This is a genomic window from Kribbella sp. NPDC051952, assembly GCF_040680855.1.
In the GTDB taxonomy this organism is placed as follows: Bacteria; Actinomycetota; Actinomycetes; order Propionibacteriales; family Kribbellaceae; genus Kribbella.
Map to the genome: position 1 here is coordinate 19,787 of NZ_JBFAXQ010000040.1, position 23,220 is coordinate 43,006.

A 23,220-nucleotide genomic window follows, 5' to 3' on the forward strand; every position below is an offset into this window, starting at 1 on the left:
GGCTAGGGCAGGCTAGCGCCCATGCGTCTGCTCGCCGGGGTCCTCTTTGTCTCCACCGTGCTCGCGCCCACCGCGGCGGTGCCCGGCCCCGATCCGGCTTCCGTTGTCGACGGCTGGGCGAGCTCCCCGGTGTACGTCGACGACTCGCAGCAGGCGCTCGTACCGGACCAGGACGCGTCCGAGCTGGCCGAGCGGGTGAAGGGACACGACCCCGCGATCCGGATCGCGGTCGTGCCGGCGATCGTGCTCAACGACGGCAGCGGTGACAACAGTGCGGCCGCTCGCGCGTATGTGGACAAGGTGGTGGATCGGCAACGGGCCGATGGCATCTATCTGGTCGTGTTCGGCGGTGCGATCACCTGGGGGAGTGCGGTCGGTGTCGATACCCCGATCGCGACCATCCTGACCGACGAACTCGGCAAGCACAGCCGGTCCGACCCGATCGGCACGCTCAACGGTGTGCTGGACCAACTCGACGTACCCAAGGCCAAGACCGGCCCACCCGGTTGGCTCTGGCCGGTGCTGATCGTGATCCTCCTGCTGGTGGCCGGCTTCCTCGGACTGCGCTGGTGGAAGTCGCGACCCGGCAAGGATGAGGGCCCTGCGCTCTATCGGCCGTCGTACGACGTTCTGCCCGATGAGGCGGACAGTCTGGCCGAACGGCGGTCGCTGGCGCGTGAGGACGTGACGCGGTTCGGTGAGGAACTGGATGCCGCAGACGTGCGTCTGGATGGCGTGAACACAGCGGCGGACGTGCAAGCGGCGATGGATGCGTACGCCGATGCGGGCCGGGTCGTCGACGGTGAGCCCGACGACGACAAGCTGCGCGAGGTCCGCGCCACGGTCGAGTACGGACGCTGGCGGCTGGCCTGCGCCCAAGCGCTGATTGCCGGTACGCCGGCACCGGCCAGGCGAGCCGCCTGTTTCTTCGACCCGTCGCACGGCACGTCCGTGACGGACTGGATGTACACGCCACCCGGTGGGAAGGCCAGGGAAGTCCCGGTCTGCAGTGCCTGCCGCGACCGGCTCTCGGGAGGAACACGATGAAGCGTCTACTCGGTGCGTTCGCACTGGTCGCGATCTGGATGCTGCCCGCCGTACCGGCGCACGCGGCCGGGGATCCCGACGCCTACATGAACACGGTGGCCGGCAACCTCGGTGACCCGGGCGTTTGGGTCGACCCGGCCGTCAAGGAGCTGTCGTCGAGCGAGGTCGCCCAGCTCGACGCCGCGGCGAAGAGTGCGGCGGCACCGATCCGGATCGCGGTCATCCCCGCGAGCAAGATCAACACCTCGGACAGCACGTACTTCGTGGAGCTCGCCTGGGAGGGCGAGGAGATCGCGGACCAGCTCTACGACCGCGTCGGTGTCGAGGGTGTGTACGCCGTACTGGTCGATGCGGACTCGGAGTCCGACGGACGCGGGTTCCACGCCGTCCAGCGGGCCGACAAGGGGCCGACGTACCACGTGGGCGATGCGGTGGATCAGGCCGTCGACTGCTGTGCGCCGGACTACGAGGAAATGCTGGACCGGTTCATCCAGCGAGCCCAGGTGATCGACAAGCCGTTCTACGTGGACGCTGCGCCGTACGCCGGTGGTCTGGCCGGAGTGATCGGGCTTTGGTACGGCCTGACCGCGCTGGGTGCTCGCCGGGCCCGGCGGAAGGACGAGAAGGACCACCTCGACCTCACCAAGCCGCTGCTGAACGAGGAGGTCATCGCGCTGTCGCAGCAGGTCTCCGCGCTGCCGACAACGTCCGACGCGCAGCAGTCCAAACTGTCCAAGGATGTGCTCGACACGGTCGAGAAGGCACGCCACCGGCTGGACGAGGCCAAGGGGGACAAGGACGTCGAGGCGGTGACGTCCCTGCTCGGATCAGCCCGCTACGGGCTGGTCTGCCTGGAAGCCTTGCGAGCCGGCAAGCCGATGCCCGAGCCGACCGCACCCTGCTTCTTCGACCCGCGGCACGGGCCCAGTACTGACACCGTGGAGTGGCAGCCGGAGCGGGGCAGTGTCCGCGAGGTCAGCGTGTGTGCTGCCTGCAAGCAGCGAGCAGAGGCCGGCGAGGAGCCGCAGGTCCGGATGGTCGAGCAGTGGAGCGACCACCTGCGGCCGTACTGGATGGTCGGCGAGGACATGGCGGCGTACATCGACGGCTACTGGTCGCAGGGCGATGGCCGGCGCTGGTGGTTCCCCGACGACGACGCGCGGCGGACCAGTGACCGGATGCGGGCTCGCTGGCGGTCACGCCGGCCGGGCGCACGGTTCAGCCGGTTCAGCTCGGACGTCGGATCCTCGATGAGCAACTGGTCGGCGTCCTCGAGCAGTGGCTCGGACGACGACGACGGTGGCTGGTCGAGCGGCAGTTCCCGGCGCTCGTGGTCCTCGCGGACCCGCTCCAGCGGAGGCGGGTCGTCGCGGCGGTCGTCGCGGCGCTCAGGCGGGTCGCGCGGCTTCTAGAACAGCGGGAAGGTCCTCGCTGTGCAGGACGGCGAGTGAGGTGACGGCACGGGTGAGGCAGACGTAGAGGCGGCGCAGGCCGGTCCGCTCGTCGGCCTCACCCGCCACGATCCCGGCCGGCTCCACGAGGACCACATGGTCGAACTCGAGGCCCTTGGCCAGTGACGCCGGTACGACGTCCAGGTGGGCGTCCACATCGTCGTCGTCACCCAGCACAGAGAACGCGATTCCCTTGTTCTGCAAGGCTTTACGGGTCGCGGGTACCAGCGCGTCCGGGACGATCATGCCGATCGAGCCGAGTCGCGCGGACACCTCGTCGACCGTTGTGACCGCGGCGGCCAGGCTGTCGGGTACGCGGGAGATGGTGAGCTCACCGCGCGCCCGTCGTACCGCGGTGGGCGGGGTGAGGTGGGGTGCGATCTGGGGGAGGAGGAGGGCGGCGTACTCGATCACTTGGCCGGGTACGCGGAAGCCTGCGGTCAGTTCCTCGGTGTGGGCGCCGGTCTTGCCCAGGTGCTTGAGTGCTTCGTCCCAGGACGGTGTCGCCCACGGGGTGGTGCCCTGGGCGATGTCGCCGAGCACGGTCATCGAGCCGGTCGAGCAGCGTCGTCCGACGGCGCGCAGTTGCATCGCGGAGAGGTCCTGCGCCTCGTCCAGCACCACATGGCCGAGTGACGGCGTCCGGTCGACCAGGTCGGCGATCTCGTCGATCAGGGTGGCGTCGGCGACCGACCACTTCGCCGCACCGGCCGAGCGCGGCACCTTGTCCCAGACCAGCAGCGCCTGCTCTTCCGGGGTGAGGATGCCGTCGGCGTGCTCGGCCAGCAGGTCGGTGTCGGTGAAGAGGCGGAAGAGCAGCTTGGCCGGGTCCACGGCCGGCCAGAGTGCTTCGGCGTACTGCTTGACCGGACGGCTGCGCGCTACCGCGTCCTGCACCCGGTCGTCCGGTGAGTCACCGGCCGACTCCATCCGTAGCAGTACGGCGTGTGCGAGTCGCTGCGGCAGCATCGACCGGCCGGCGCCGTACCGGATGCCGCGGGTCCGGAGCTCGGTGACCAGCTCCTCCGCCTCGTACGCCGGTACCCGCCACTTGTGCGAGCCCCGCGGCACCACCAGCGCCTCCTTCGGCACCTGCACCTGCGACCACACGGCCCGGTGCAGTACCTCGGCCAGCCGCGCATCACCCTTGAGTACGTCGACCACCGCGGGCCCCGGTCCCGCGACCTTCACCCGGCCGACCAGCTCCTCGACTGTCGTCTGCTTCGCCTCGATCTCACCCAGTGCGGGCAGTACGTCGCCGATGTACCGCAGGAAGCTCGCGTTCGGCCCGACCACGAGCACTCCGGCCCGGCTGAGCTGATCGCGATACGCATAGAGCAGGTACGCCGCTCGATGCAGGCCGACCGCGGTCTTCCCGGTCCCGGGTGCTCCCTGCACGCAGATGGTGTCCTCGACCCCGGCCCGGACGATCACGTCCTGCTCCGGCTGGATGGTCGCGACGATGTCCCGCATCGGGCCGGAACGGGGACGCTCGATCTCGGCGTCGAGGATGTCGCTGTGCTCGTCGACCGGCTTGGCCGAGGTCAGGTCCTCGTCCTCGAACGCGGTCATCTCGCCATGCGTGAAGCCGAACCGCCGCCGTACGCCGACACCCATCGGCTCGGTCCGGCTGGCCCGGTAGAACGGCACCGAGATGTCCGCGCGCCAGTCCACCACCAGCGGCTCGCCCAGCGCGTCGTTCACGTGCCGGCGACCGATGTGGAAGGTCTCGTCGGTGGGCTCGAGGTAGTCGAGCCGGCCGAAGAACAGCGGCACCTCGGGGTCGTCCTCGAGCTCCTTCATCCGCCGCCAGATCGCGGCGAGCAGGTACTCCTGGTTGACCCGGTCCGCGCTGTGGACCTCCAGGGCGCCGGTCTTCTCCCGCATCGCCGCCAGGGCGGCCCGGGAAGTCTTCAGGTAGTCCTTCTCGACCTGAAGGATGTCGGACGTATCTGGGGGCATGGCGAAACCTCCGGCGCAGGTGGGGGAGCCTCGCTACGTTACTTGAGCACCCGCCGTGGAGAAACCGAATTACGGGTTCGCGGCTTGTCGTCGTGCAGGCCGGGCCGGAGCAGCAGCGGCAGACTGACCGCCAGCAGGATCAGTACGACGATGCCGTCCAGCCAGTAGTGGTTCGCGGTCATCACGACCACGCCGAACGTGATGATCGGGTGCAGCAGCCATAGCCAGCGCCACCTCGACCGTGTGATCAGGATCATCGACAGTGCGATCAGCGACGCCCAGCCGACGTGCAGGCTGGGCATGGCGGCGAACTGGTTCACCGGCCCACCGGAATGGTCCGGACCGTAGACCGACTGCCCGAACCGCAGCCCGGTGTCGATGAACCCCGGCATCATCCGCGGCGGCGCCAACGGGAACGCGATGTGCCCGATCAGCGCCAGCCCGGTCACCGACACCATCGTCCAGCGGACATGCGGGTAGGCCTTCGGCCGCCAGATGCTCAGCCAGAGCAGCACGGCGGCCGTCAGCGGCGCGTGCACACTCGCGTAGTAGAGGTTCGCGCCTTTGAGCAGCGCCGGGAACTGCAGGGCCCAGTGCTGGATCGATGCCTCGTTCGGCAGGTGCAGCCAGCTCTGCAGTGCCAGTACGTCGTGAGCGTGATCGAAGGCGGACCCGGTGTGGCGGGCGGCGATCTGCCGGCCCGCGCTGTACACGAGGAAAAGGGTGGCCAACAGGACTGCTTCCCGTACCACCCTCCAGAAAACCTGAGCCCGGTTCTGCTGCTGTTCCCCGCCCTGCCCCACCCGCTCGAGTGCCTCTATCCCCATACCCATCGACGGTACCCGGCGTTCCCACAGGGTTTGCCCAGGCGCAACCCTGGCGTTGCCCTGGGCAACCCCCGATCGGCGCTTTGTGACGCACTCGTCACACCGTTGCGATCAGCCCTTCACGGCTCCCGTGAGGACGCCCTTGGCGAAGTGGCGTTGGAGGAACGGGTAGATGATCAGGATGGGCACGATGGAGACGACGAGGATCGCCATCTGGATCGAGGCCTGGGGTGGGAGCAGCTCGGTGCCGAGTTCGGCGCTGCCCAGTTGGGCGTCGTTGATGACGTACGTTCGCAGTACCAGCTGCAACGGCCACAGCTTGGAGTCGTTCAGGTACAGCAACGCGGAGAAGAACGCGTTCCAGTACGCCACCGCGTAGAAGAGGCCGATCACCGACAGCACGGCCTTGGACAGCGGCAGCACGATGTACAGGAACGTCTTCAGCTCACCCGCGCCGTCGATCCGCGCGCTCTCGGTGATCTCGTTCGGCAGGTTCATGAAGAACGCCCGCAGTACGACGACGTTGAACGCGCTCACCATCGTCGGCACGATCAGCGCCCACAGGCTGTCGAGCAGCCCGACGCCCTTGACCGTGAGGTAGGTCGGGATGATGCCGGGCGAGAACAGCATGCTGAACAGCACGATCAGCAGAATCGGCCGCCCGGCCGCGAACCCGGGCCGGGACAACGCGTACGCGAGCAGGCAGGACACGGTCAGACTCAGCAACGTCCCGACCACCGTCACGAAGATGCTGACGAGCAGCGCCTGCGTCACCACGCCGCCGGCGAACAACGATTCGTACGCCGAGAAGTTCACCGACTTGGGGAACAGGACCAGACCACCGGACTCGTTGATCTGCTTGTTCGGCGCGACGCTGGTCGAGATCACTCCGACGAACGGGATGATCACGACCGCGCAGAAGACCAGCAGGACCAGGCCCTTGAAGATCCGCATCGGCCAGGACGGCATCGGCACGCCCTGCACGATCTTGCGGGCCACCGGCCGCCGCGGCATCACCTGGCTCGTCATCGGCTGTACACCCCTTGCTCCCCGAAGATGTGCGCGACCTTGTTCGCGGTCAGGACGAGGATCACGCCGACGATGCCCTTCACCAGGCCGACCGCCGCCGCGATGCCCCAGGCGCCACCGATCACGCCGTTGTTGTAGACGTAGGTGTCGAGCACCTCACTGATGTCGCGGCCAACCGCTTGCTGCTGCAGGATGATCTGCTCGAAGCCGACGGTCAGCGAGTCGCCGAGCCGCAGGATGAACAGCAGGATGATGATCCCGCGCAGTCCCGGCAGCGTGACGTGCCACAGCTGTTTCATCCGGCTCGCGCCGTCCACGCTGGCCGCCTCGTACAGCTGCGAGTCGATCTGGGACAGCGCGGCCAGGAACAGGATCGTGGCCCAGCCGGTGTCCTTCCAGATGATCTGCGAGGTCAGCAGGACGTGGAACAGCTCCGAGTTGCCGATGATGTGGACCGTGGCCAGGTCGTGTGATCGCAGGTAGTTGTTCAGCAACCCGCTGCCGCCGAGCATCTGCTGGAACAGCGCGACCACGATCACCCAGGACATGAAGTGCGGCAGGTAGAGGATGCTCTGCGCGATCCGTTTGATCCGCTCGGAGAACAGTGAGTTCAGCAGCAGGGCGAGCAGGATCGGCGCCGGGAACACGAAGATCGACTGCAGGCTGGTCAGGATCAGGGTGTTCTTCAACGCCCGCAGGAACGCCGGGTCGCCGTTGAAGATCACCGAGAAGTTCGCCCAGCCGGACCAGTCGCTACCGCCGATGCCGAGGAACGGCTGGTAGTCCTTGAACGCGATCACGTTGCCCAGCAGCGGCACGTAGTGGAACGCGATGATCAGCGCGATCCCCGGCAGCGCGAACAGCAGCAGCACGCGGTCCCGGAGCAACCGGCGGCCGAGACTCAGCTGCTGCGTCCGCACCTTGGTTCGTTGGAGCATCTACTTCCCTGCCGCGTCGGAGTGGGCCTGCTCGAGTTCGGTACGCATCTTGTCGCCGCCCGCCGACTTCCACGTCTGCACCGCGGCGGTCCAGTCCGACACCGGCTTCTTGCCTTGCACGATCTGGGTCTCCAGGTCGGTCAGCGTCTTGGCCAGCTGCGTCTGCTTCTTCGACTGGGTGTCGGAGTACAGGCCGTACGACGCGTCGTACACGAGCCGGTCCGCGACCTTCTTCTGGATCGCGTACTGCTTCTGCGGTACGTCCGGCTTTCCGGCCCAGTACAGCGCCAGCGTCGAGTCGCTGATGTACTGCAGCCCGATGCCGGTCTCGACCACACCGACCTTCGTCGGCACCGGGTCCGTGCCCTGCAACGCGTAGTGCCGGCCGGCGACGCCGTACTTGCGGAACATGTACTCCTCGGTGCCGAACGGTGCCGCCATCCAGTTGGCAACCTTCAGCAGGGTGTCCGCGGAGTGCTTGCTGTCCTTGCTGAACGAGGTGATGTTGTTCAGCGCCGCACCCATCCACGGTGCGCCCTCGCCACTGTCGAATCCGGGTACGTCGAGCATGTTCACCGCGAACGCGTCACCGGCGGTGTTGTCGGAGTAGTACTGGTTCCACGCGACGAAGCTGTCGTAGTCGAAGACGGCGGTGCCGCCGTTGAACCACTGCTTGCGGGCGCTGGCCTTGTCGTTGAAGGCGTCCGGGTTGATCACGCCGGCGGCGACCATCTTGCGGCCCGCCTCGAGGGCCTCTTGCTGCGCCTCGTGCTCGTACATCGAGGTGAACTTGCCGCCTTCTTCTTTCCAGACGTTCGGGATCGCGAGCATCTGCCGGATCGTCGACAGCGGGACCCGGGTCCAGGCCCACTTGTTCTGCTTGGGTGTGGTCATCTCCTTGGCCAGGTCGAAGAACTCCTGGAAGTTCTTCGGCGCCGGGCTCTTGATCCCCTTGGCCGCCAGCAGGTCCTCGCGGTACAGCGCCAGCGACGTACGCGACATCCCGCGCGGCACCGGCACACCGTAGATCGCGCCGTTGAAGACGCAGCCCTTCCAGTACTCGGCCGGGATGTTCGCGAGGAACGGGTACTTCTTGACCGCGTCGCCGGACAGTTGCTCGGTCAGATCCATGCACTTGGCCTTCACCAGGCCAGGGATCTGTACGGTCGTCGGCGGGATGTTGATGATGTCCGGCAGGTCTCCGCCGGCGATCCGGGTGGCGAACTTGTCCGGGTACTCGTCGTTCGAGGCCATGCTGATCTGCAGTTCGGAGCCGAGCCGCTGGTTCACGGCCTGCCAGAACGGGTTCTTGTCCATCGCCGGCGGGATCGCGCCGGGGATGTTGGTCAGGAACGTGATCGGCTTGCCGTCGCCCGGGGCGTCGGTGATCGCCTTGATCGGGTTCGCCGGGTATTTCAGGAACCCGTCCAGTACGACGTCGGTGCCGACCAGGTCCGGCTTGATCTCGCCGTACTTCATGTACGTGGGCAGTTTCACGGCCAGATTGGCCGCGGTCTGGTTCTTCTTGTCCGACGCGCACCCCGCCAGCAGCGGCGTACCCGTGACCGCGACAGCGGCGGCGGCCAGGCCACCGCCGAGGAAAGATCTTCTGCTGACTGGCATGAGGCCTCACTTCCATCGGAGGGCCACACCATGACATAGTACGTCCTATGTCTTCAAGAGTAGGCGTGGAAATCACTCCCGTGGAGGTCTTCGACCCCGCTGGCAGCGGGTACCACACGTTCCGGATTCCGGCCGTGGTGGCGCGTGGGGAGGTCGTGCTCGCCTTCTGTGAGGGCCGGCTGCACGGGCACGGCGACGCCGGTGAGATCGAGACCGTGCTGCGGCGCTCGCTCGACGGCGGCCGGACCTGGCTGCCGCTGCAGGTCATCTCTGCGGTGCCGGGTAAGACGTGTGGCAACCCGACGCCGGTGATCGATCCCGCGAGCGGCGACATCGTCCTGGTGACGGTGGAGAACGGCGCCGACGCGGTGGAGATGTCGCTTGCCCGCGGCACCGATCCGGAGACCGGGCGGCGCGTGTTCGTCCAGCGCTCGGCGGATGACGGTGCAACGTGGAGTCCGACCGTGGAGATCACCGCGCAGGTGAAGCCGTCGGACTGGGGTTGGTACGCGACCGGTCCGTGCCACGGGATCGCGTTGACGTCCGGGCGGCTCGTCGTACCGGCCAACCATTCCTTCGTGCCCTCGGAACCCGTGGATGACCTGATCCGGTTGAACGGTGGGCATTGCATCTTCAGCGACGACGGTGGTGTCACGTGGTCCGTCGGCTTCGTCGATCGCAACGACGGTGCGGAGATCAACGCGAATGAGACCACGGTCGCCGAGCTGCCTGACGGCCGGCTGTACTTCAACGCCCGCAACCACAAGGGGACCGGACCGGCCCGCGTGCACGCCTGGTCGTCGGACGGCGGTCTGACACTCGATGCGCCGTACGCCGGAATCCCGGAGATCACCGCGCCGGGGATCCAGGGGAGCGTACTGACACTGCCCGACGGCCGGCTGCTGTTGTCGACTCCGGTCAACCCGACGAGTCGCCGTGAGCTGACTGTCTTCGTGAGTGCGGACTCCGGGCAGTCGTGGCGGCCGGACTTCGTCGTACATCCCGGGATGGCCGGCTACTCCGATCTGGTCCTGATGCCTGACGGCCGCGTCGGGATCTTCTACGAAGCGGGCGAGACGTCCTCCTTTGCCACTTTGCGGTTTGCCACCTTCGATTGTTAGGAGATCCCTTGTCCGACACCTCCGCCCAGCTGACCGGCGTCGTACCGCCGCTGGTCACGCCGCTCACGCCCGAGTACGACGTCGACACCACCTCGCTGGCCCGGTTGATCCAGTACCAGCTGACCGGGGGTGTGGACGGGGTGTTCGTGCTCGGCACCTCCGGCGAAGGCACGTTCCTGACCGATGAGCAGCGTCAGGTTGTGCTGGAGACCACCGTGGCCGAGGTGGCGGGCCAGGTCCCTGTGCTGGCCGGTGTGATCGACACCTCGACCGCCCGGGTCGGTGCGCACGTTTCCGCCGCGTTGAAGGCCGGAGTGGACGGGCTGGTCGTCACAGCACCCTTCTACGCGGCCACGCACCCGGCGGAGATCGAGCGGCACTTTGTCCGGCTCGCGTCGCTGGCGGGCGACACACCGCTGTACGCGTATGACATCCCGTCGCGAGCCGGGACCAAGCTGCCGGCGTCGTTGGTGCTCTCGCTCGCAGAGCAGGGTGTGATCGCCGGGGTGAAGGACTCCAGTGGTCAGGAGACGTCGTTGCGTCAGCTGGTGCTGTCGCGTCGGGAGGCCGGCCTGGACGGGTTCGCGATCATGACCGGGTCCGAGGTGACTGTCGATTCCTCGCTGGCTTTTGGTGTCGACGGCGTCGTACCCGGGTTGGGGAATGTAGATCCGGCCGGGTACGTGCGGTTGTTCGACGCGGCGACCGCTGGTGATGCGGCGGCGGCCCGGGCCGAGCAGGATCGGTTGTTCCGGTTGTTCGAGATCATCAACGTGGCCGACCGTTCGCGGATGGGTGCGAGCTCGGCGGCACTGGGTGCGTTCAAGGCCGGGTTGCATCTGCTGGGCGTGATCGACTGCCCGATCACGGCGTACCCGTGCATCCCGCTGGACGAGGCGGAGATCGCGGCGATTCGTCCCTTGCTGGACCGGGCCGGATTACACTGACGGGTCCCAATCGAGAGGGAGGACCGAGTGACTACGGGTGGGCTCGGCCGGGCACGTGGAGCGGCGGGGAATCAGTCCTTCATTCGCGACCAGATGAAGTCGTACATCCTCGAGCGTGGGCTGAAGGCGGGTGATCCGCTGCCCAACGAGCAGGACCTGATGGCTCAGCTCGGCGTCGGCCGGCACCCGCTGCGGGAGGCGATGAAGGCCTTGCAGGCGGTCGGGATCATCGAGATCCGGCACGGGTACGGGACGTACGTCGGCGAGGTTTCCCTGCAGTCGTTGGAAGACGGGCTCGCGTTCCGGATGTCCCAGTCGATGGCCGGCGACCTCCGTGACGTCCAGAACGTACTGGAGGTCCGCCAGGCCATCGAGGTCGGCATGGCCGACGACGTGGTCGCGCACTTCAGCTCCGCCGGGTACGACGCCCTCGAGCCGATCGTCGTCCGGATGGAGAGCAAGGCCGCCGACGGGCAGTACTTCCCCGACGAGGACTGGGCCTTCCACCAGGCGCTCTACGAGCCGTTGGGCAACGCGCTGGTCATCGACCTGCTGTCCGTCTTCTGGCGAACCTTCGCCCAGGTCGACGCCCGCCTACCCGGCGCCCGCTACACCCCCGCGGACGCGGCGGCGTGGCACCGAGACCTCCTGAACACCTTACAAACAGGAGATCCCGAAGCCTTCGCCCGCTCCATGAAAAGCCACTTCAACGGAATCCACACCCGCCTAGGCGAATAGGTCTCACCGGTTGCGCGGGTGTCGCGCGGACGTGAGCAGATGAAGGTAGGACAGTTGTCGCATGGCTGACGACTTGAGGGCCTTCGATGGCTGGTTCAATCCAGCGAATTGGCCGGTCTCTACCTGTCCGACCTGCAAGCTTGGGCAGCTCATGTTGAAGGATCCAGTAACGATCATCGAGGGGACTCAGTCCAAGAACGCTCGCGATCATGAAGACTGGGATCCTGATTGGATCAATGGGTACTTCCAGGGTGTTCTCCGGTGCGGCCGCTCCGGTTGCGGGGAGATCGTACTGGCCACTGGAGAATGGGCAGTCACGTGGGACCCCAACGGGCAGTACAGCGATGTGTTGCGCTTACGCTTCGCGATTCCCGCACTCCCGCTAGCGGTGCCGCCGACAGGTACTCCGCTGGAGGTAATCGACCGGATTGATGAGGCCAGTCGAGTCGTCTGGTCTGATCCCGCATCCGCAGCGAACGGTCTGCGTCGCGCGGTGGAGTCGTTGCTCGATGCGCAGAAGGTTCGGAAGACCGCGGGGAACGGCCGGCGGACGAAGTTGTCGACCCATGCCCGCATCGAGGAATTCAAGGCCAAGCGACCTGTCGCCGCGCAGTCTCTGATGGCGGTCAAGTGGGTGGGAAACCAGGGGAGCCACGGGGTGTCCGAGTTGACCCCGACTGATTGCATCGAGAGTGCCGAGTACTTGGATCACGCATTGCGCGATCTGTATGACCGACGCGACGCCGACATCGTCAAGCGCGTGAAGAAGGTCAACAAGTCGCGTCGCATCCAACGTCCCTGACGCCACGAGATGGCGGGGTCGGCTTGGTCCTGGGTCCGATGTCTTACTCCGGCCAGGGGCCGATGTCGTTCGCGTGGACCCCGGCGAGGGCGGAGATCATCCGCTCGAGGCCCCAGTCAGGATCGACGAGCGGAACTTCGCGCCGCAGCCAGCTGTAACTGAGTGCCGCAATCTCTGCCGCAGTGTCTTCATGGTCTTCCTCCGGTGCGAGCAGAGCGACAACACGATTTGGCGTCTTGAAGGCGAAGTGGCCGACGTGGCGCCACTCTCGTTCCCACCAGAACTCTTTGCGTCGGCCGCTCGGATTGCCCATTTGCTCGATGTACGGCGTGATCCGCAGGACACTCTGCTCGGCCAGTCGTCGCGGGTCTATTCGTCCAGTCGAGTCGAGGGACTCCGAGACGGCCCGTCGAATCTGCTCCCGAATCGGCACGGTCAGCCAGTCGTGCCCACGAGTGATGTCGAGATACCAGACCGGGTTACAGCCGTTCCGGCGGCACAGTGCCTTGGTGAACACAAGACCGTACTTCTGGAACGTCTGTTGACGGCCTTGAATGTCTCGAACCATCATCCACGTGTGCTCGAGTGGCGTCTCGGAGAAACAGACAGTGCGCTGCGTCGCTGTCGTGAGTGCGAGGTAGGTGTCGAGGTCAGCCGCCATTCCGTACGGCGACCTCGCCTCTATGACCCCGGATGCGGCTATCGACAGCAGGTTCTCCCGGGCGGTGCTTCCCCCGCCATCACGGGTGAGATGGACCAGAAAGGTACTGAGGTCGGTACGGCGATGCAACAACTGCTCGATCTGGTCGGATATGGCACTGCACCTCCTGCGCTCGTCCGCATCAAGAAGTCTCGCTGACTCAGCGTCACCTTGTTGACTACAGCGTGTCGTTCCCTTGGATCAGGCGAAGAGGTTTTCGGCGTCGACGATTGTGTAGGCGTAGCCCTGTTCGGCTAGGAAGCGTTGGCGGTGGGCGGCGAATTCGGCGTCTACGGTGTCTCGGGCGACGATCGAGTAGAAGTGGGCGGTGCGGCCGTCGCCCTTGGGGCGGAGGACGCGGCCCAGGCGCTGGGCCTCTTCCTGGCGGGAGCCGAAGGTGCCGGAGACCTGGATGGCGACCGACGCCTCGGGCAGGTCGATGGAGAAGTTGGCGACCTTGCTGACCACCAGGCGATTGATCTCGCCGGTGCGGAACGCCTGGAAGAGGCGCTGCCGTTCCCGGACCGTCGTCTCGCCCTTGATCACCGGGCATTCCAGCCGTTCACCGAGCTCGTCCAGCTGGTCGATGTACTGACCGATCACGAGCAGCGGCTCACCCGCGTGATGCTCGGCGATCCGCCGTACCAGCCGGGACTTCGCCGGGGTCGACGCGGCCAGCCGGTAGCGGTCCTCCGGCTCCGCGGTCGCGTAGACGAACCGCTCGGTCTGCTCCAGGTCGACCCGCACCTCGACACAGTCGGCCGGTGCGATCCAGCCCTGCGCCTCGATGTCCTTCCACGGTGCGTCGTACCGCTTCGGGCCGATCAGCGAGAACACATCACCCTCGTGACCGTCTTCCCGGACCAGCGTCGCGGTGAGGCCGATCCGCCGCCGGGTTTGCAGGTCCGCGGTCATCCGGAAGATCGGCGCGGGCAGCAGGTGCACCTCGTCGTACACGATCAGGCCCCAGTCGCGGGCGTCGAACAGTTCCAGGTGGGTGTAGACGCCCTTCCGGCGCGTCGTCATCACCTGGTACGTCGCGATCGTGACGGGCCGGATCTCCTTGCGGGCACCGGAGTACTCGCCGATCTCGTCCTCGGTCAGGCTGGTGCGCTTGAGCAGCTCGTCCTTCCACTGCCGTGCGGAGACCGTGTTCGTGACCAGGATCAGCGTGGTCGCCGACGCCTGTGCCATCGCGGCCGCGCCGACGATCGTCTTGCCGGCACCACAGGGGAGTACGACGACACCCGAGCCGCCGTGCCAGAACGAGTCGACCGCCTGCTGCTGGTACGGGCGCATGTCCCAGCCGTCGCGTACCAGCTCGATCTTGTGGGTCTCGCCGTCGACGTACCCGGCCAGGTCCTCAGCGGGCCAGCCGAGCTTCAGCAGGGTCTGCTTGAGGTGACCGCGCTCGGACGGGTGCACGAGCACGGTGTCGTCGTCGAGGCGGTCGCCGAGCATCGGCTTGACCTTGGCGCTGCGCAGCACCTCCTCCAGTACAGGCCGGTCGGTGCTGACCAGCACCAGGCCGTGCTGCGGGTGCTTCTCGAGCCGCAGCCGACCGTAGCGGTCCAGTGTCTCGGCGATGTCGACGAGTAGCGAGTGTGGGACCGGGTAGCGGCTGTAGCGGAGCAGTACGTCGATCACCTGCTCGGCGTCGTGCCCTGCGGCCCGGGCGTTCCACAGGCCCAGCGGCGTCAGCCGGTAGGTGTGCACGTGCTCCGGCGCGCGCTCCAACTCGGCAAACGGCGCTATGGCCTTCCTACAGTCGTTCGCGTCCGGATGTGCGGTCTCCAGTAGAAGTGTCTTGTCCGACTGCACGATCAAAGGACCGTCTGTCACGCCTGCTCCCTATCCTCGCCCCGACCCTCCATTGTGCCTCGTCCCGCAAGCGAGCAGCTGACCGCCGCCTGTGCTTGGAAGGGAAAACGGAGGGGAGGGAGGGAAGAAACGGGGATCAAACGACGGGGCGGGCTGTGGAGATGCGGTGGAGGGCGTAGGTGCGGGGTTGGTCGGTGGCGTCTTCGTAGGCGGTGAGCCAGCCGTCGGCTACGCGGACCGGTTCGACCACGCGTTCGGAGGCGGTGCCGTTGTGGTCGACGTACGAGATCCAGGTCCGGGTGTGCGCCTCGGCGGCGTTGGTCAGGACCGCGATGGTCTCGGCCGGAGCGGTGGGCTGGATCAGGCCGTCCTCGGTGGGTCGTTCGGCCGCGATCCGGTCGCCGGCGCGGACCTTCTCGATCACGGCCTTCACCTGCTCGTCGGTGAGATCGAGCGGGTTGTCCACGAAGTCACGGCTGGTACGGCGTCGTGGCGCCTCACCCCGCCGGTTCGCCGCACCGGTGACGTGCACCACGCCGTCGAACGTCTCCGCCAGCGGGGCCAACCCGGCTTCACGCAGCCGGTTCAGCACCATGTCCGGCGGCGACGGGGAAACCACCACAGTCGCCGCCAACCGCCTGAACCGCACACCCGGCAGGTTGGAGTTCAGCAGCTGCGTGAGCACGGTCTCGTCATCACAGCGCAGGTACGTCGACGCCGTACCCATCCGGAGTACGCCGTGCCGCCGTGCCACATCGTCAATCAGATAAGTGAGTGGCTGGGGGACCGGAGTCCGGGAGTGCTCGGCCAGCCACGCATGCAGCTGGTCCGCAGTTCGCCCGAGGTCGAAGGCACGCCGTACGGAGCTCTCGCTGAAGCGATAGACCGCGGCACCACCGTGCGACTCCACATCGGCCATCGCGGACAGTTCGTCCTGCACGACCCGGACCAGTGGGCCAGGGGCGACCGCTGTGAGGTCAGCCTGCAGCAGCAGCTCAGAAACGGGGTCCGGCACCAGCGGGCTGATCGCTTCGGCCAGTTCGTCGACAGCCGGCTCAGCAACGAGCAGGGGTCGTGCGTGCTCGGCCAACGCACCCAAACCGGTCAGCCCGAGCAATGCGGCCTCGGTAATGCTCCACTCGACCAGTTCATCGCGGAACTGCCCGCCGCGCCGCGGCCGATGCCACGCGACCCATGTGACTACAGACCCCGTGGCAGGCGCCGTACCCGCGCCAGCCTCGCCCAGCGCCTGCAGAGTCAGCACCCGGATCTCTGGCGCCAGCAACCGCTCCAGGTCAGGGGCGAGTGCGTTGATGAGCCGCTCACGCGCAGTCGCGGTCGCACCACCACTGTCGCGTCGACCGATCAGTCCGATCGCTCTGAGCCCACCGAACCAGGCAAACACCAGCTGAGCCCAGCGGTGCGCCAGATCCAGCTCCAGCCAGTCGTCATAGGCGCTGGTGGGCAGCCAAAGCTCGCTAGTACCGACTTCCACAGCCGCAACGAGTCCAGCGACGTACGCGATCTCCAGCACAGCTGCGGCGACCTGCTCGTCCGCACCGATCTTGCCGGCCAGACTGCGCAGCTCACGCACACCGATCCCACCAGTACGCAGCACTGGCGGCGGCTCGGTTCCAAGCTGCTCGAGGGCACGATCCACCAGCCGCACCAGGTCCATCGCAGCCCCGGCCGCGGCCCGGTCGGCGATTGACGCTGAGACCTTCTTGCCGTCCAAAGGCGGCGGCGTCGGCCGGGTAGACGCCAGCACGCGCCCACCGCGCAGATGCAGACCGATCTGCCGCGGCAGCACGACAGTGTTCGGATCCCGCGGTACGACGAGACCGCGGGCCAGCAACCGTTCCACCGGCGTACGGGCCGAGGCGATCGTCACCGGACGCTCAGCCTTCTCCACCGAACCGGTCGGCGGACCCCACGTCAGCTTGTCGAGCACCTCACGCGCGTCCGGCCCGGCGTCCTCGATCAGCTGGTCCAGATCGCCGAAATGCCTTGTCGTCACCGGTCCGAGGCCGGCCGGCGTCGGACCGAGCAGCTCATGCACCGCGCGGATCGGCCGCAGGTCGTCCTCAGAACCCCACACCAGCGCCAGATCCAGCAGCTCGCTCATCCGAGGCCGAACCACCTCGACCGGCTGGCCCACGCCGGCAGCCAACGCCTGCAGATCCACCGGCTCAGGCAGGGCCGACAGCGACTCGAGCAGATCCACCCCGAACTCGTCGAGCCGGTTGATCGCCCGCGCCGCCGAGGCGTTGGTCGTCGCTCGCGCCGCCAGCTGCCCGGTGTCGGCCGGAATCGGCATCGCCAGGTCGGGCCGCCTCTGGAGCAGGTGACCGAGCGCGCCGTCGTCCCAGGTACGCAACGCCTCGGCGAGGGTACGTGGGCGGTTCCGCTCGGTTGTGCTCATCCTTACAACCGTACGGCCAGACCCCCATCGATCACTAACTGTTCCTCAAGATCGGTCGGACTGCCCGTCACTCGGCGGCTCCAGCGCTCCCGATCCGGTGGAAGCCGACGCGCTCGTAGACGGCGGCGACGGCGTCGGTCTCCGCCGAGAGCAGGACGAGGTCGACGCCATTGGCGAAAGCGTGCTCGACCAGGGTCGTGGTGACGGCCGCGGCCAGGCCCTTGCGGCGCATTGACGGCAGGGTCGCGACACCGACAATCTCGGTGCTGGACCCGACCGGCTGGTGCGTCCCGCTCGCGACCAGGCCGTCGTCGGTGAACGCGCCCGCATTGACCGACACGCCCTTCGACGCGCGGTCGACCAGCGCGGCGACCTTCTCGTCCTCGAGTTCGGCCGCCGCGGTGTCGCGTTCCGCGGGTCCGGCCACGCCGACCGCCGTACCCGGGTCGCTGAACGCGAGGTTCGCGACCGCCCGGGCCTGCCGGACCACGTCCTCCTCGGCAGGCAGGATCTCGCTGCGCGCATCGGCCTTCTCCGGGCGGAAGTCGTCGCGGTCGAGTACGAGCAGTGGGTGCTCGACCACGGTCAGACCGGCAGCGGCCGCCGCCGCTCCCAGCGACGGGCAGGTCTCGACGACCCACTCGAAGCTCAGCGGGATCCCGAGCTCGCTGCAGCGGACCCGCACCAGCTCGATATCGGCCGGTTCGATGGTCGCTTCGGTGCCCGGCACCGGGCGCGCGTAGTACGGCCAGATCGTCGTGCTGCGGAAGAGGGTGAACGGCCCGACCTGCTCCGCGAAGGAGCCGGACAGTGGGACCGCGTGCAGGTAGGCATCGACTCTGTTGATCATCGGGAGGAAGTGAATCATCCCGGGCTAGACCGGCGCTATGGCTTTGTCGAAACCGACGAGTCGGCTCCGACGTACGGTGCATGACGAACCTTGAGAAAGTGAGCTCGGCGGACGGTACGACGATCGCCTACGAGCGACTGGGGAACGGATCACGGGTGATCCTGGTCGGCGGCGCGCTGTGCAACCGCCACTCACTCATGCCCCTCGCGAAGGAACTGTCCGCCTCGGCGGACGTGGTCACGTACGACCGGCGCGGACGTGGTGACAGTGGCGACAATCCGGCGTACTCCGTCCAGCGCGAAGTGGACGATCTCGGGGCGCTCCTGACCGCCCTCGGCGGTACGGCGGCCGTTTACGGGCACTCGTCCGGCGCCGGGCTGGCAGCGATCGCGGCGAGCACCGGGTTGCCGTTCACGAAGGTCGTGCTGCACGAGCCGCCGTACGGACCGGACGACGTCGACTCGAGCGACGACGGTGGCCAGGTGCTCGAGCTGCTGCGCGAGGACCGTCGGCAGGAGGCCGTCGAGTTGTTCCTGATGATGGCGGGCATGCCCAAGCAGGCCGCGCTCGAGACCGCGGCGGCCCCGGGCATGACGGACGTCGCCCCGACGCTGGCCTACGACTTCGCCGTGATGGACCACGGCGCACCCGGCGGACGCACTCCGGTCGACCTGCTGCGCAAGATCAAGCAGGAGACGCTCGTGCTGGCCGGGACCGCGTCACCGCCGTTCATGGCCGACGCGGCGCACCGGATCGCAGGCGTCCTGCCCGCGGCCCGGTACGCCGAACTCGCCGACCAGGGTCACGCCGTACCACCAGAGCTGCTCGCCCCGGTGCTTGTCGACTTTCTCAGTCGGTGATGATCTCGATCGAGACCTTGTTCGGGTAGAACGCCACGTGCTCGCGGATGTCCGCGACCGCGTCGTACGGCTGCTCGTAGGTCCACACCGCGTTCTCTCCGTCCGCTCCGGCGGGGAGGACGCTGTAGTACGCCGCGTCGCCCTTGTACGGGCAGTAGGTCTCGTGGTCGGTGCGCTCGAGCAACGTGAAGTCGACGTCCTTGCGCGGGATGTACTGCGCCGCGGGGTAGTTCGCCTCCTGCAGCGACAGTGCGTCCCGGCTGTCCGCGATCACCTGGTCACCGACCTTCACCACCACCCGGTCCGGATTCTTCCCGACCGTGATCGGGTGGTCCGGGCCAGGAATCTTCACGGTCTTGTCCGCCATCGCCATCAGCTCTCTGTCGGGTGCCAGTGCAGTTTTCAACAACCACCTCAGGGGCGACGGCATTCCCGGTATCCGCGATCATCGTGGTGTGGAACTGCGGCAGCTCGAGTACTTCGTGACCGTCGCCGAGGTGCTCAACTTCGGCCGGGCCGCGGAGCAGCTCGGGATGGGCCAGCCCGGGGTAAGCCAGCAGATCGCGCGGCTGGAGCGTGAGCTCGGCGTACTGCTGTTCGACCGCTCGGCCCGCGCGATCCGGCTGACCGAGGCCGGCCAGCGCTTCCTGCCTGCCGCCCGCGCCGTCCTGGTCTCGGTGGAGCAGGCCCGCTCCGCCGCGATCGGTCTCTCCGGGCGAACCCTGCGCCTCGGCACCAGCACCGGCCTTGGTGAACGGCTGGAGACAGTGGTCGCCGAGCTCGCCGCGCAGGAGGTGCAGGTCGAGCTGATCAGTACGTCGACCCGCGCAAGGCTGGACCGGGTCCGCGGGGGCCAGCTCGACGCCGCCTTTGCCAGGGGAACCGACGAGGCCGCCGGCCTGGAGTTCATCCCGGTCTGGAACGACGCCGTACTGATCGCGTTGCCCGCTTCGGTCGCGCCGGCCGGCGACATCCCACTGAAAGATCTGCGCGAGATGCCGCTGCGGATCACCCCCCGCCGGAACAATCCTCCGCTCGTCGACCTGGTGATGTCCGCCTGTGCGGCGGAGGGGTTCGAGCCGGTCCTCGGGCCGCAGTCGAACACCCTGCAGGACACCCACGCCGCGATCGGCGCCGGGACGCCTAGCTGGACCGTGATCTACGAGTCCCACGCGCAGCTCTTACGCGAGGGGCGCGTGGTGTTCCGCCGGCCCCGGCCGCGGCTCGCGCTGACCACGAGCCTGGTGGTGCCGGCCGGGACGACGGTGACCGGTGAGCTCGCCGCGCTACTGGCCGCGTGCCGGAAGGCGTCCGATCGATTTCAGTGATGGCTGCGGATCGGATCTGCGTCTCGTTCACCACCGCGATGACGACTGGAATGGGCTCAACACCCCACGGAGAAAGGAACATCCGATGCCCGTCGTCACCGTTCTGCAAGGCCCGCGGACCCCGGAACTCAAGCGCGAGCTGGTCCAGCGGATCACCGACGCCTTCGTCGACAGCCTCGGCGTACCGGCCCAGAGCGTCCAGGTCTGGATCCAGGAAACCCCACCGGAGAGCTGGGCCGTCGGCGGCACCCTCACCGCCGACAAGTAGTCAGTCGAGCAGGAAGGTGCCGCCCGCGGCCACAGCAAGCTCGGCACCCAGAGCGACGGCCGGCGTGTGTGCACCACGCCGGCCGTCACCGCGAGCCAGCCGTACGGCGGTCTCCGCGATCACGGCCGCGGTGAAGGCGGACGCATCGCCGGCCCGCAGCCAGCCCTCCCTCCGGCTGCCGTCGGGCCAGCTGACGACCGCGTGTCCCCAGGTGTGCTGCCGCGGCGCCGGCGCCGCCTTGACCTGAACCGCCGCGAGCCGGTGGATCGCGAAACGCGCCAGTGCCGGGATCGACAACAGCCATCCAGCCAGGGGGAGCGCCGCCCGCAGCATCCGCCCGGTCGGCATCATCGCGGACGTGGCGGTGACGTACGGCGCCCCACTCGCGAGCTGGGCGGCCATCAGCTCGCCGGTCGGAGCACCGGCCGATTTCACGCTGTCCCCGTCCGGCAGGCTGAGCTCCAATGGGTTCGCGGCGAGCCGGGTCTTCACCAGGCGGCCGTCCTGGAAGCACAGTCCGCCGGTGGTCGCACCATCGACGATCGATGCGGCCAACGCCTCGCCCAGCGGCCCGGCTTCCATCGCGAGCGAAGGCAATGCGTCCACCCGCACCTCTCTCGGTGCGGGTCGGCCCTCACACAGTTTCGCCACGACTGCCTCGGTCGCGAGCACACCGAAGCCCGTTCCGGTCACGAAGGTGCTGCCGGCAGCCGACGCCTCCGCGTCCAGGCTGAGCAGCCGCGGGATGCTGACCAGATCGTTGGCCAGGTCCAGGTAGTGCCCGCCCGGTAGGCACGCACGGGCGATCGGTACGGCGGTTTCGGCGTACCGGCCGATGGTGTTGACGACTACGGCCGGTCGCTGCCGGGCGATCTCGGCCGTGATCCGCTCGAGGGTGTCCGCGACGACGACACGGACGTCGCCGAGGCCGAGGTCGGCGCCGGTCTTGCGGAGGCGTTCGGCGTCGCGGCCGACCAGGACCGGCGTGACGCCCTGGGCTGCCAAGCGGGTGGCGACGGCTCGGCCGACCCGGCCGGTGGCGCCGAGGATCCAGATCTCGTCCATGGTGATGCTCCCAGTGATGTCTCAGAGTGTTATCACTGAGGCTAGCATGCTGACGACACTCTGAGACATCAGTTGTTATCCTCGGTGCATGGCGAGATGGGACCCCGGCGCGGAGGACCGGCTGCGGAAGGCCGCACTGGAGCTCTACGCGCAGCACGGGTACGACGCGGTCACCATCAACCAGATCGCCGAGCACGCCGGCCTGACCCGGCGCTCGTACTTCCGCTACTTCCCGGACAAGCGCGAGGTGCTGTTCGCCGGATCGGAACGGCTCCCCGCGGCGGTGGCGGAAGCCGTCCACGCAGTCGATCCGGCTGTCGCACCCTGGCCGACCGCGCTCGCCGCCATCGCCGACATCGGGCAGCGGCTGGTCGAGATCGCGCAGGATTCCGCCGTACGTCGTGCTGTCATCGCCGCCAGCGTGGAGTTGCAGGAGCGCGAGCGCACCAAGCTGGCCGTGGTGACAGTCGCACTCCAGCAGGCACTCGAGGCCCGCGGCTCGGACCCGCACCGGGCCCAGTTGGTGGCTCAGCTCGCGGCTGCCGTGTTCCAGACCACGTTCACCGTGTGGGGAGACGCGGACGGACGGCAGACCTTCAGGGCCTGCCTGGACGAGGTGGTGGCGTCACTCCGTAGTGAGGTCTTCGAGTTCGACGACTAGGCAGGGGCCGCCGTCGAAGGCGCCGCCGTCGATGCCGAGGGCCAGGCTGTCGGCGTACAGGTGTGGGCCGGTCAGGTTGGCCGGGTCGATGCCGAGCTGGTCGGCGACGATGCTGTGGCCGTGGACGATCCGGTGGCCGCCGAGGTGGTGCAGCATGATCCGGGCCACCTCCGGCCCGCTGCCGCCGCGGAACGCGTACCGCGAGGTCATCCGGCGCCAGATCTCCCACCAGATCTCGAGGTCGTCGGAGTGCAGCTCGGCCTTGGCCGAGGCGTTGATCTGGTCGATCGTGTCGCCCCACTCGACGTACTCGACCGTGTCGGAGTGCATCAGCAGGTGGCCCGCGTCCAGCCCGAGCATCGGCCGGTCGAGCAGCCACTCGACGTCGTCGTCGGTGAGCTCCTCCTGATCGCGGTCCTGGCCGCCGTTCAGCGCCCAGGAGCGCTCGAAGCTGCGGGCGCTGAAACCGTCGTGCGGGACGAACGTGTCGCCGAACTTCCGCATCCCGAGCGCGAGGATCTCGTGGTTGCCGAGCAGCACGGTGATGCTCCCGTCCGGTGCCTGCTCGATCAGCTTACGGACGAAACGCAGTACGCCGATCCCGTCCGGCCCGCGGTCGAAGAAGTCGCCGAGGAACCACAGTCGCGCGTCGTCGCCGGACCAGGTGCCGTCGGCATCGATCAGTCCCGCCTTCTCCAGCGAGGCGGTGAGTTTCTCCGGGTGGCCGTGGATGTCACTCACGGCGAACACCCGGGTCATG

General features: G+C 67.7%; 22 protein-coding genes. 10 read left to right on the forward strand and 12 right to left on the reverse strand.

The features are described from left to right. Positions 1-21: 21 nt before the first annotated feature. Positions 22-1,047 carry a hypothetical protein gene (locus AB0L70_RS39050; RefSeq protein WP_363691942.1) on the forward strand — a complete coding sequence of 342 codons (1,026 nt, stop codon included), beginning with the start codon at positions 22-24 and terminating at the stop codon, positions 1,045-1,047. Continuing rightward, positions 1,044-2,459: a hypothetical protein gene (locus AB0L70_RS39055; protein WP_363691943.1), complete on the forward strand. Its 1,416-nt coding sequence runs from the start codon at positions 1,044-1,046 to the stop codon at positions 2,457-2,459. The genes AB0L70_RS39050 and AB0L70_RS39055 overlap by 4 nt, the downstream gene beginning before the upstream one ends. Here AB0L70_RS39055 and AB0L70_RS39060 read toward each other — a convergent pair. The 5 genes from AB0L70_RS39060 to AB0L70_RS39080 all read right to left on the reverse strand — a co-directional run bounded on the left by AB0L70_RS39060 (position 2,436) and on the right by AB0L70_RS39080 (position 8,877). Next, positions 2,436-4,460 (reverse strand): AAA family ATPase, encoded by a 2,025-nt coding sequence (locus AB0L70_RS39060; RefSeq protein WP_363691944.1) that lies wholly within the window; start codon positions 4,458-4,460, stop codon positions 2,436-2,438. The genes AB0L70_RS39055 and AB0L70_RS39060 overlap by 24 nt on opposite strands. 38 nt (positions 4,461-4,498) lie before the next feature. Continuing rightward, positions 4,499-5,191, reverse strand: a complete 693-nt coding sequence (locus tag AB0L70_RS39065; RefSeq protein WP_363691945.1) for a phosphatase PAP2 family protein — start codon at positions 5,189-5,191, stop codon at positions 4,499-4,501. 207 nt (positions 5,192-5,398) lie between these two features. Then, positions 5,399-6,316, reverse strand: a complete 918-nt coding sequence (locus AB0L70_RS39070; RefSeq protein WP_363691946.1) for a carbohydrate ABC transporter permease — start codon at positions 6,314-6,316, stop codon at positions 5,399-5,401. Continuing rightward, positions 6,313-7,254: an ABC transporter permease subunit gene (locus AB0L70_RS39075; protein WP_363691947.1), complete on the reverse strand. Its 942-nt coding sequence runs from the start codon at positions 7,252-7,254 to the stop codon at positions 6,313-6,315. The genes AB0L70_RS39070 and AB0L70_RS39075 overlap by 4 nt, the downstream gene beginning before the upstream one ends. Further along, on the reverse strand, positions 7,255-8,877 hold the full coding sequence (locus AB0L70_RS39080) for an ABC transporter substrate-binding protein (protein ID WP_363691948.1): 1,623 nt from the start codon (positions 8,875-8,877) through the stop codon (positions 7,255-7,257). Between the two features lie 65 nt (positions 8,878-8,942). Between AB0L70_RS39080 and AB0L70_RS39085 the strand changes: the two genes are divergently transcribed. The 4 genes from AB0L70_RS39085 to AB0L70_RS39100 all read left to right on the forward strand — a co-directional run bounded on the left by AB0L70_RS39085 (position 8,943) and on the right by AB0L70_RS39100 (position 12,485). Further along, positions 8,943-9,998 carry a sialidase family protein gene (locus AB0L70_RS39085; RefSeq protein WP_363691949.1) on the forward strand — a complete coding sequence of 352 codons (1,056 nt, stop codon included), beginning with the start codon at positions 8,943-8,945 and terminating at the stop codon, positions 9,996-9,998. An 8-nt stretch (positions 9,999-10,006) separates the two neighbouring features. Next, positions 10,007-10,945 (forward strand): dihydrodipicolinate synthase family protein, encoded by a 939-nt coding sequence (locus tag AB0L70_RS39090; RefSeq protein WP_363691950.1) that lies wholly within the window; start codon positions 10,007-10,009, stop codon positions 10,943-10,945. Positions 10,946-10,972: 27 nt separating this feature from the next. Continuing rightward, the gene (locus AB0L70_RS39095) at positions 10,973-11,683 is read left to right on the forward strand and encodes an FCD domain-containing protein (RefSeq protein WP_363691951.1); all 711 of its coding nucleotides are present in this window, start codon (positions 10,973-10,975) and stop codon (positions 11,681-11,683) included. A gap of 61 nt (positions 11,684-11,744) precedes the next feature. After that, entirely contained in the window at positions 11,745-12,485 is a 741-nt protein-coding gene (locus AB0L70_RS39100) for a DUF4145 domain-containing protein (RefSeq protein ID WP_363691952.1), read from the forward strand. A 43-nt stretch (positions 12,486-12,528) separates the two neighbouring features. Here AB0L70_RS39100 and AB0L70_RS39105 read toward each other — a convergent pair whose 3' ends face one another. The 4 genes from AB0L70_RS39105 to AB0L70_RS39120 form a co-directional block, all read right to left on the reverse strand. Next, positions 12,529-13,146, reverse strand: coding sequence for an abortive infection system antitoxin AbiGi family protein (locus tag AB0L70_RS39105; protein WP_363691953.1), 618 nt, complete (start codon positions 13,144-13,146; stop codon positions 12,529-12,531). Positions 13,147-13,386: 240 nt separating this feature from the next. Beyond that, entirely contained in the window at positions 13,387-15,027 is a 1,641-nt protein-coding gene (locus AB0L70_RS39110) for a DNA repair helicase XPB (protein ID WP_363691954.1), read from the reverse strand. Between the two features lie 115 nt (positions 15,028-15,142). Continuing rightward, positions 15,143-17,428, reverse strand: coding sequence for a helicase-associated domain-containing protein (locus AB0L70_RS39115; protein ID WP_363691955.1), 2,286 nt, complete (start codon positions 17,426-17,428; stop codon positions 15,143-15,145). Positions 17,429-17,495: 67 nt separating this feature from the next. Next, on the reverse strand, positions 17,496-18,278 hold the full coding sequence (locus tag AB0L70_RS39120) for a GNAT family N-acetyltransferase (protein ID WP_363691956.1): 783 nt from the start codon (positions 18,276-18,278) through the stop codon (positions 17,496-17,498). 80 nt (positions 18,279-18,358) lie between these two features. On the opposite strand from AB0L70_RS39120, the gene AB0L70_RS39125 reads away from it, so the two are divergent. Further along, positions 18,359-19,138, forward strand: coding sequence for an alpha/beta hydrolase (locus tag AB0L70_RS39125; RefSeq protein ID WP_363691957.1), 780 nt, complete (start codon positions 18,359-18,361; stop codon positions 19,136-19,138). On the opposite strand, the gene AB0L70_RS39130 is transcribed toward AB0L70_RS39125, so the two are convergent. Continuing rightward, entirely contained in the window at positions 19,128-19,544 is a 417-nt protein-coding gene (locus tag AB0L70_RS39130) for a DUF427 domain-containing protein (RefSeq protein ID WP_363691958.1), read from the reverse strand. The genes AB0L70_RS39125 and AB0L70_RS39130 overlap by 11 nt on opposite strands. Positions 19,545-19,593: 49 nt before the next feature. Here AB0L70_RS39130 and AB0L70_RS39135 point away from each other — a divergent pair, with 49 nt between their 5' ends. Both AB0L70_RS39135 and dmpI read left to right on the forward strand, forming a co-directional pair. Then, positions 19,594-20,466 carry a LysR family transcriptional regulator gene (locus tag AB0L70_RS39135; protein ID WP_363691959.1) on the forward strand — a complete coding sequence of 291 codons (873 nt, stop codon included), beginning with the start codon at positions 19,594-19,596 and terminating at the stop codon, positions 20,464-20,466. 85 nt (positions 20,467-20,551) lie between these two features. Further along, complete coding sequence (gene dmpI, locus AB0L70_RS39140; protein WP_328526316.1) at positions 20,552-20,734, forward strand: 4-oxalocrotonate tautomerase DmpI; 183 nt, start codon at positions 20,552-20,554, stop codon at positions 20,732-20,734. On the opposite strand, the gene AB0L70_RS39145 is transcribed toward dmpI, so the two are convergent. Beyond that, complete coding sequence (locus tag AB0L70_RS39145; RefSeq protein WP_363691960.1) at positions 20,735-21,799, reverse strand: hypothetical protein; 1,065 nt, start codon at positions 21,797-21,799, stop codon at positions 20,735-20,737. Between the two features lie 88 nt (positions 21,800-21,887). Here AB0L70_RS39145 and AB0L70_RS39150 point away from each other — a divergent pair, with 88 nt between their 5' ends. Beyond that, on the forward strand, positions 21,888-22,460 hold the full coding sequence (locus AB0L70_RS39150) for a helix-turn-helix domain-containing protein (protein ID WP_363691961.1): 573 nt from the start codon (positions 21,888-21,890) through the stop codon (positions 22,458-22,460). Here AB0L70_RS39150 and AB0L70_RS39155 read toward each other — a convergent pair. Then, a complete protein-coding gene (locus AB0L70_RS39155) occupies positions 22,425-23,219 on the reverse strand; it encodes a metallophosphoesterase (protein ID WP_363691962.1) in 795 nt (264 codons plus the stop codon). The two genes, AB0L70_RS39150 and AB0L70_RS39155, sit on opposite strands and share 36 nt — an antisense overlap. Position 23,220 lies beyond the last annotated feature (1 nt).

What these genes read in the sequence shown, in the direction of transcription:
- AB0L70_RS39050 (WP_363691942.1), top strand. Translation starts at nt 22, where the DNA reads ATGCGTCTGCTCGCCGGGGTCCTCTTTGTCTCCACCGTGCTCGCGCCC.
- AB0L70_RS39055 (WP_363691943.1), top strand. Translation starts at nt 1,044, where the DNA reads ATGAAGCGTCTACTCGGTGCGTTCGCACTGGTCGCGATCTGGATGCTG.
- AB0L70_RS39060 (WP_363691944.1), bottom strand. Translation starts at nt 4,460, where the DNA reads ATGCCCCCAGATACGTCCGACATCCTTCAGGTCGAGAAGGACTACCTG.
- AB0L70_RS39070 (WP_363691946.1), bottom strand. Translation starts at nt 6,316, where the DNA reads ATGACGAGCCAGGTGATGCCGCGGCGGCCGGTGGCCCGCAAGATCGTG.
- AB0L70_RS39075 (WP_363691947.1), bottom strand. Translation starts at nt 7,254, where the DNA reads ATGCTCCAACGAACCAAGGTGCGGACGCAGCAGCTGAGTCTCGGCCGC.
- AB0L70_RS39080 (WP_363691948.1), bottom strand. Translation starts at nt 8,877, where the DNA reads ATGCCAGTCAGCAGAAGATCTTTCCTCGGCGGTGGCCTGGCCGCCGCC.
- AB0L70_RS39100 (WP_363691952.1), top strand. Translation starts at nt 11,745, where the DNA reads ATGGCTGACGACTTGAGGGCCTTCGATGGCTGGTTCAATCCAGCGAAT.
- AB0L70_RS39105 (WP_363691953.1), bottom strand. Translation starts at nt 13,146, where the DNA reads ATGGCGGCTGACCTCGACACCTACCTCGCACTCACGACAGCGACGCAG.
- AB0L70_RS39115 (WP_363691955.1), bottom strand. Translation starts at nt 17,428, where the DNA reads ATGAGCACAACCGAGCGGAACCGCCCACGTACCCTCGCCGAGGCGTTG.
- AB0L70_RS39120 (WP_363691956.1), bottom strand. Translation starts at nt 18,278, where the DNA reads ATGATCAACAGAGTCGATGCCTACCTGCACGCGGTCCCACTGTCCGGC.
- AB0L70_RS39125 (WP_363691957.1), top strand. Translation starts at nt 18,359, where the DNA reads ATGACGAACCTTGAGAAAGTGAGCTCGGCGGACGGTACGACGATCGCC.
- dmpI (WP_328526316.1), top strand. Translation starts at nt 20,552, where the DNA reads ATGCCCGTCGTCACCGTTCTGCAAGGCCCGCGGACCCCGGAACTCAAG.
- AB0L70_RS39145 (WP_363691960.1), bottom strand. Translation starts at nt 21,799, where the DNA reads ATGGACGAGATCTGGATCCTCGGCGCCACCGGCCGGGTCGGCCGAGCC.
- AB0L70_RS39150 (WP_363691961.1), top strand. Translation starts at nt 21,888, where the DNA reads ATGGCGAGATGGGACCCCGGCGCGGAGGACCGGCTGCGGAAGGCCGCA.
- AB0L70_RS39155 (WP_363691962.1), bottom strand. Translation starts at nt 23,219, where the DNA reads ATGACCCGGGTGTTCGCCGTGAGTGACATCCACGGCCACCCGGAGAAA.